The following is a 7,961-nucleotide window of genomic DNA, read 5'->3' as shown; positions in this document are numbered from 1 at the left end:
ATGGCCGGGTCAAGCCCGGCCATGACGACGTGGGGAGGTGGTGGATGGAGGCGGAAGGCTGAGGGGTGGGAATCGAAAGCTGATGGATGGAGGCCGAAGGCCGATGAGGAGATGTCGAAGGCTCGGGGATCGAGGATGATGGCTCGTGAACGAACGCCTCCAGATCCCCGAATGTCAGATGGCATTCGCCCTTCTCCGCGCGCAATTTGCCGGTGCTGAGCAGGCGGCAGAGGCGGCCGTAGGCGGCGCGGTCGGTCGGATAGGCGAGCAGGTCCGGCGTGCCGTCGATGAAGCACAGCCGGGCGCCGATCAGCAGCTTGGGCTTGTGGACGAGGTCTTTGTTGTCGAGCTCGCTGTAGGCGCGGACCACGCCGGCCAGCGTGTTGCGGTCGGCGATGCCGATGGCGTCGAGGCTGAGTTCGCTCGCCTGATGCACATACTCCTGCGGATGCGAACCGCCTTCCAGGAACGAGAAATTGGTGGTGACGCCGATCTCGGCGTAGCGCGCGCCCATGGACGTCTCACCGCTCGATGACAAGCGAGACAGCGTGCCCCGGATGCAGCGCAGCGCGCCGCGCTTGCGGCGTGGTGCGCTGCTGATCCGGAGCCCCGGTGTCTTGCACGCGCCTAACCGGGGTCCCGGGTCTGCGAAGCGGCACTGCGTGCCGCATCGCGCCCGGGACAAGGGTGGACGGCTTTGTAGTCACGCGAACAATCCATGCATGTACCAGCGCGGCTGGCCGGTGCCGTCGGGCTGGGGCATCACCTCGATTTCGTAAAGTCCGTCGCGATACAGCCAGAAGCGGGCGCCGGATTCGTCCTCGACGCGGAAGTAATCGCGGGTCAGGCCGGGCTGCGCGGCGCGCCACCATTCCATGGCGATGCGCTCCGGGCCTTCGGCGCGGGTGACGCGGTGGCGAACGCGGCGCCAGGTGAACTGCGCCGGCGGATCGTCCGGCGCGCCGGCCATCACCTCGATCGGCTCGGGCTGCTGTAACAGCCGCAGCGGGCGTAGCGGCGGGGTGTCGGCGCGCGCCGGCCAGGGCGCATCGCCGGCGTCCGGCGGGCAATGCTGCACCGGCACGGCGAGCGCGACCCGCTCGGGAATATGCGTGTCCTGCGGCAGATAGCGCACCACCCGCCGGGCGCCGAGCCGCGCCGCCAGCGTGTCGGCCAGCAGGGCGACATCCTCGGCCTGGTGCGCGTGCGTGTCGAAGCCACGCTGCGCCTCGGTGGTGGTCACGCTGACGCTGGCGGCGAGCCGGATCAGATCGTAGCCGAAGCCGGGATCGAGCGGATCGGCCAGTGCGTCGAGCTTCTCGGCGAACAGCCGCTGCACCACCTCGACCCGCGTCACCGGCTGACCGGTCTCGACGCTGATACTGCGCACCGCGCCGTCGCTGCGGAAGAAGCTGGCGACCAGCTGCCGGGCGCCCTTGCCGCTGCGCTCCATCGCGGCGATCAGCAGCTTCGCCAACCCGAGCAGCGTCGGCAGGATCACCTCAAGGGTGGCGACCGGCTCGGGGAAGCGCTTGTCGACCACGTAGTCCGGTGCCGGCCGGCGCGGCGAGATCGGCGCGTCGTCGTCCCCGGTGGCCTGGCGCAGCACGGCGATGAAGTCTTCGCCGAAGCGGGCGGCGAGTTCGGACGGCTGCCGCGCCAGCACCTCGCCGATGGTCTTGAGCCCGGCGCGGCGCAGGCCGCGCACGATGGCATCATCGACGCCGAGCGCCGCCACCGGCAGCGGCGCCACCGCCCTCGCCTCCTCGCCCGGCGCCACGATGCTGCGCGGCGCGCCGCGGGTCAGCGCCCTCGCCGCCACCGCGGTGCCGGCAATCGCCGCGCTGGTCTCGAAGCCCTGACGCGTCAGCGAGGTCGTCAGCGACCGCATCAGCGCGGCCTCGTCGCCGAACAGATGGGCGCAGCCGGTGATATCAAGCAACAGCCCATCGGCGCCGTCGAGCGCCACCAGCGGCGTGTAGCGGTCGCACCAGTCGGCGATGGCGTTCAGCAGCACCGCGTCAGCATGCGGATCGTGATCGATGACGTCGACCGCCGGATGCATCGCCCGCACGGTGGCGAGCGGCATGCCGGGCAGCACGCCGCCCTGACTGGCGCGCGCATCGCAGGCGATCACCATCAGCGCGTTGTCGCGCTTGGCAGCGACCACGCGCGGCGGGCGCGAGGCCTCAGCCGGCGAGCCGGCGTTCGGAGCTAGTAACTGACGTTCGAACCGATCGGTCGGCAACCTCGGCAGCCACAGGCCGAGAATGCGTCTGCGGTTCACGGAACTGGCACGCATCACAATTCCATTCCATGATCCAACGGCCGGTCTGGCCGTGACGATTGCGGATGAGCGAGGTGTCGAGCACCGGCGCGCCCCAATCCTCACTCGGCGGCGAATGCGCCGCCCGCACCATCCAGCGCGTCTCCGCTGTCGAAGCTTGCGGCGCCGCGGCGATGCGCAGCATCAGCGCGGTCACGCCGCTATCCTGCGCCGCCAGCGTCAGTTTTCGGGAGGCGACCTGATCGAAGCCGCGGGTCTCGCCCCACAGCTCGGTGATCACCGCGCCGAGGCCGTTGCAGCCGAGCGCATCGGCGGCGGCGCGCAGCGCGCTGTCGGCATCAGGGGCGCGCACCATCACCAGCCGGCGTGGATCGAGCCCGAGTTCGGCAAAACCTTCCATTGCCAGTTCGCCGTTCTCGCGTGCGGAGAAATCCTGGCGGATCCACAGCAGGAACCGCTGATCGGCCAGCAGCCGCGCCACGCCCGCCGTGAAACCGGTCGCCGCCGCGCTGTGATGGCCGTCGCAGAACACTTCGTGCAGCGCGCCCGCCACCAGCCCGCCGTGCAGCACGGCGTCGGCTTCGGCATGGCCGAGCGGCACGCGGCGCAACGTCTCGGCCGTCCCGCTTTCGAGCCGGTCGATCTCGCCCTTCAGGCGCGCAAGCATGCTGTGGCGCGCGCCGTCCATGCGCCGCTCCTTTTTCACTGCCGATACGAAGAGTCGATGAACCCGTTGCCGGCTCATTTGTTCATGATATGTTCTAATAAATCCTTGCCCCGGGAGAGAGTCAATCGGGTTCATCCCGAGTCTCCGGAGCAAAATTTTTTCGGCAGCTGAATCAAGGAGATTCCCATATGGACGTGCAGCGCAAGCTGGCCATCCTGGCGGACGCGGCGAAGTACGACGCCTCCTGTGCCTCGAGCGGCACGGAGAAACGCGACAGCCGCGACGGCAAGGGGCTGGGCTCGACCGCGCCCGGCATGGGCATCTGCCACTCTTACGCGCCCGACGGCCGCTGCATCTCGCTGCTCAAGGTGCTGATGACCAATGCCTGCAACTACGATTGCCTGTATTGCGTCAACCGCGCCTCGTCGAATGTGCCGCGCGCCCGCTTCACCGTCGACGAGGTGGTGCAGCTGACGCTCGACTTCTATCGCCGCAACTACATCGAGGGGCTGTTTCTGTCGTCGGGGATCATTCGCAGCGCCGACTACACCATGGAGCAGGTCGTGCAGGTTGCACAGACGTTGCGCGAAAAGCATCACTTCCGCGGCTATATCCATCTCAAGACCATTCCCGAAGCCGACGAGGCGCTGATCGCCAAAGCCGGCCGCTACGCCGACCGGCTCAGCATCAACATCGAGGTGCCGGAGGAGAACAGCCTCGCCAAGCTGGCGCCGGAGAAAGACGTCCGCGCCATCCGCCGGACCATGGGGCGGCTGCGGCTGCGGCTGGATGAAGCGACCGAGGCCAAGGCCGAGGCGCGCAAGCAACCGAACCGCGCCAAGCCGCCGCGCTTCGCGCCGGCCGGCCAGAGCACACAGATGATCATCGGCGCCGACGCCGCCACCGACCAGACCATTCTGGACACCAGCGCCAATCTGTACGGCTCGTACAATCTCAAGCGCGTGTACTACTCGGCGTTCAGCCCGATCCCGGATTCGAGCCGCGCGCTGCCGCTGGCGGCGCCGCCGCTGGTGCGCGAGCATCGGCTGTATCAGGCCGATTGGCTGATGCGGTTCTACGGCTTCGGCGCGCAGGAAATCATCGACCCGTCGGTCGGCATGCTGTCGCTGGAGATGGACCCGAAGCTGGCCTGGGCGCTGCGCCACCGCGACCGCTTCCCGCTCGACGTCAACCGCGCCAGCCGCGAGGATCTGCTGCGCGTCCCCGGCTTCGGCCGCAAGGCGGTCGACCGCATCATCGACACGCGCCGCCACAGCGCAATTCGCAGCGCCGACCTCGCCAAGCTGCACATCCCAAGGAACAAGGCGCTGCCTTTCATCGTTCTCCCCGACCACCGCCCGCCGACCTACCTGCTCGATGGCGTACGGCTGGCGGAGCGGTTTCGGCCGAAGGCGCAGCAATTGGGATTTGGGTTTTGAGGGTTGTCGTCATTGCGAGCGAAGCGAAGCAATCCAGGAGCGCCGTGCACGGAGCTGGATTGCTTCGCTGCGGAGCCTGTGCTCGGACAGCGCGTAGCGCTGATCCGGGTGCTCCTCGCAATGACGGGGATAGGTGATTAGCTACAAGCACGGCCTCATCCTGAGGAGGCTGCGCAGCAGCCGTCTCGAAGGATGGAGACACGCACCTGGGGCCATCCCTCGAGACGCCTCGGCTAAGCCCTACGGGCTTTGCCGAGGCTCCTCAGGATGAGGGCTGTGCCACGTTGCAAGCGCGACCTGTACGTAACTAACAAATTGGATAGCCAAAGGCACATGCACGCCATCCGCCTCGACAGCGATACCGACTTCGACGGCTGGCGCAAGGCCGCGCGGGGGTTGGTGTTGGCGGATGTGGCGCCGGCCGATGTGAGCTGGTCGGTAGCGGGTGACGAGCCGGAGTTGTTCGATGCGCCGGGACTGGCGCAAGGTGTCGGAGCGTTTGCGGAGGCGCCAACAACATTCGATCAGGTAGCGCCGCCTACTCAGCCGGCATCGCCGTCATCCAACATGATACCGCCCTCTCCCACCCAAACCTTCACCGTCCCGGCCCGCTTCGTCGAGCTCGCCAAGACCGCGATCTTGCATCGCGATCCGCAGCGCTTCGCCTATTTGTATCAACTGCTGTGGCGACTGCGCGCCAATCCCGAGCTGATGCACATCGCCACCGATCCGGATATCGTGCGATTACAGGCGATGGCCAAGGCGGTGCGGCGGGACGAGCACAAGATGCACGCCTTCGTGCGCTTCCGCGAGATCGGCCGCGAGCCGAAGTCGCGTTACGTGGCGTGGTTCGAGCCCGAGCACCACATCGTCGAACTCGCCGCGCCGTTCTTCGCGCGCCGTTTCGCCGACATGGCGTGGTCGATCCTGACGCCGGACGTCTGCGCGCATTGGGACGGCCACGCGGTGGCGTTCACGCCGAGGGTCGCAAAGTCGATGGCGCCGTCGGAAGATCGCCTCGAGGAGACCTGGCTCACCTACTACGCCAGCATTTTCAATCCGGCGCGGCTCAAGACGAAGGCGATGCAGGCCGAGATGCCGAAGAAATATTGGCGCAATCTGCCCGAGGCAGCGCTGATCAAGCCGCTGATCGAGGACGCCGAGCGCAAGACCCACGCCATGGTCGCGGCCGAGGCGAGCGTGCCGAAGAAGCCGCAGCGACAGGAGCAGCCGATGGTGAAAGCAAAGCACAGTGCCGACACGCTGGCGCATCTGCGCGAGGAAGCGAAGGACTGCCGCGCCTGCGATCTATGGAAGCCGGCGACCCAGACCGTGTTCGGCGAAGGCCCGCAACATGCGACTGTCATGCTGGTCGGCGAGCAGCCGGGCGACAAGGAAGACCTCGCCGGCAAGCCGTTCGTCGGCCCCGCCGGCCAGATGCTCGATCGCGCGCTGGCGGAAGCCGGCGTCGACCGCGACAAGACCTACGTCACCAATGCGGTGAAGCATTTCAAATTCGTGCCACGCGGCAAGATTCGCCTGCACCAGAAGCCGAACACGCCGGAGATCAAAGCCTGCCGGCAATGGTACGAGCGCGAGCTGGCCACCATCAAGCCGCTGCTGGTGGTGGCGATGGGCGCCACCGCGGCGCAGAGCGTGCTCGGCAAGATCACGCCGATCAACGCCAATCGCGGCCACCTGATCGAGCGCGATGAAGGCCCGCAAGTGCTGGTGACGGTGCATCCGTCCTATCTGCTGCGGCTACCGGACGCCGACGCCAAGGAGCGCGAATATGCCCGCTTCGTCGACGACCTGAAGATCGTCGCCGCGCATCTGAAGGCGCACGCGGCTTGAGCCGGCGCTGACCGCCCCGCACGGCAGCGCACCAACCTCCGCGCTCATCGCGACATTTCGGCGCAGGCGATATGACGGCTTTGATTCAAACGAAACCGCACGAATTTCGGTAACCGTCGCAACCCGATCGGGTTGAGCAAGCGCGCCGAACCGGCTAACGCTGCGTCGAACTGCTGCACTGCAGAGCAGCGCATGCAGCAAGACCAACAACAACATGCGAGGAACTTGATGTCGGCTCTCTCCCGCTCGATCGCCACCCTGGCGGCCGCCGCTCTGCTGTCCGCCGTCGGCGGTCAGGCCATGGCGCAGAAGAAATACGGCCCCGGCGCCAGCGATACCGAGGTCAAGATCGGCAACATCGTCCCCTATTCCGGCCCAGCGTCGGCCTATGGCAGCGTCGGCCGGGCGCAGGACGCCTACTTCAAGATGATCAACGACAAGGGCGGCATCAACGGCCGCAAGATCGTCTACATCTCCTACGACGACGCCTACTCGCCGCCGAAGGCCGTCGAGCAGACCCGCAAGCTGGTCGAGAGCGACGAAGTGCTGTTCATGTTCTCGCCGCTCGGCACGCCGTCTAACACCGCGATCCAGAAGTATCTCAACGCCAAGAAGGTGCCACATCTGTTCCTGGCGTCGGGCGCCACCAAGTGGAACGATCCGAAGAAGTTCCCGTGGACGATGGGCTGGCTGCCGAGCTACCAGAGCGAAGGTCGGATCTACGCCAAGTATCTGATGAAGGAGAAGCCGGACGCCAAGATCGCCGTGCTGTATCAGGGCGACGATTTCGGCAAGGACTATCTCAAGGGGCTCAAGGACGGCCTCGGCGCCAAGGCCTCGCAGGTCGTGATCGAGGACAGCTACGAGCTGACCGAGCCGACCGTCGACTCGCACATCGTCAAGATCAAGGCCGCCAATCCGGACGTGCTGGTGATCTTCGCGACGCCGAAATTCGCCGCGCAGACCATCAAGAAGGTCGCAGAACTCGCCTGGAAGCCGCTGATGATCGTGCCGAACGTCTCGGCCTCGACCGGCAGCGTGATGAAGCCGGCCGGATTCGAAAACGCCCAGGGCATCATCTCCGCCTCTTACGCCAAGGACGCCACCGACAAGCAGTGGGAAAACGACCCGGGCATGAAGGCCTATTACGAGTTCATGGCGAAGTACGCGCCGGACGCCAGCCGCGCCGACTCGTCGTTCATGACCGGCTACAACATCGCCGAGACCGTCGCGGTGCTGATCAAGCAGTGCGGCGACGACCTCACCCGCGAGAACGTCATGAAGCAGGCGGCGAGCCTGAAGGGCGTGCAGCTCGGCGGCCTGCTGCCGGGCGTGACGCTGAACACCTCGGCGACCGACTTCGCCCCGATCGAGCAGTTGCAGATGATGCGGTTCGAAGGCGAGAACTGGAAGCTGTTCGGCGACGTCATCGAAGGCGAAGTCGCCGCGCCGACCGGCGGCTAGTTCGCCGGCCTCGTCATTCCGGGGCGCGAGCGCAGCTCGCGAACCCGGAATCGCGAAACTGTCGATCAAGCTTCGATTTAACGATCAGCCCTCCGCGATCCCCGCGGAGGGCTTTTTCGTTGAGAGCATGCGGTAGCTCTTCCCTTCTCCCCTCGTGGGAGAAGGTGGCACGGACGTAAGTCCGTGCCGGATGAGGGGGCGTCACGCGCAATACGCTCGTGCTTCAAAGAGAGCCCCTTCCGCGCGGCGA

The 7,961-nt window shown here is 66.6% G+C and carries 6 protein-coding genes; 3 read left to right on the top strand and 3 right to left on the bottom strand.

All coding sequences use genetic code 11. The features are described from left to right. The 3 genes from IP86_RS19520 to IP86_RS19510 all read right to left on the bottom strand — a co-directional run. Positions 1-514 (bottom strand): PHP domain-containing protein (locus IP86_RS19520; protein WP_156332562.1); only part of this gene is annotated, 514 nt, incomplete at its 3' end. Between the two features lie 189 nt (positions 515-703). Then, complete coding sequence (locus IP86_RS19515) at positions 704-2,302, bottom strand: Y-family DNA polymerase (RefSeq protein WP_082364125.1); 1,599 nt, start codon at positions 2,300-2,302, stop codon at positions 704-706. Continuing rightward, positions 2,190-2,975, bottom strand: coding sequence for an ImuA family protein (locus IP86_RS19510; protein ID WP_054164093.1), 786 nt, complete (start codon positions 2,973-2,975; stop codon positions 2,190-2,192). Before IP86_RS19510 ends, IP86_RS19515 begins: the two co-directional genes overlap by 113 nt. Before the next feature lie 167 nt (positions 2,976-3,142). Here IP86_RS19510 and IP86_RS19505 point away from each other — a divergent pair, with 167 nt between their 5' ends. The 3 genes from IP86_RS19505 (at position 3,143) to IP86_RS19495 (ending at position 7,711) form a co-directional block, all read left to right on the top strand. Further along, positions 3,143-4,393 carry a putative DNA modification/repair radical SAM protein gene (locus IP86_RS19505; RefSeq protein WP_054164092.1) on the top strand — a complete coding sequence of 417 codons (1,251 nt, stop codon included), beginning with the start codon at positions 3,143-3,145 and terminating at the stop codon, positions 4,391-4,393. Between the two features lie 333 nt (positions 4,394-4,726). Beyond that, positions 4,727-6,247 carry a UdgX family uracil-DNA binding protein gene (locus IP86_RS19500; protein ID WP_054164091.1) on the top strand — a complete coding sequence of 507 codons (1,521 nt, stop codon included), beginning with the start codon at positions 4,727-4,729 and terminating at the stop codon, positions 6,245-6,247. 228 nt (positions 6,248-6,475) lie between these two features. Further along, a complete protein-coding gene (locus IP86_RS19495) occupies positions 6,476-7,711 on the top strand; it encodes an ABC transporter substrate-binding protein (RefSeq protein ID WP_054164090.1) in 1,236 nt (411 codons plus the stop codon). Positions 7,712-7,961: the final 250 nt, after the last annotated feature.

Source organism: Rhodopseudomonas sp. AAP120 (genome assembly GCF_001295845.1).
Classification (GTDB): Bacteria; Pseudomonadota; Alphaproteobacteria; order Rhizobiales; family Xanthobacteraceae; genus Rhodopseudomonas.
This window is presented reverse-complemented; position numbering and strand designations above follow the sequence as displayed.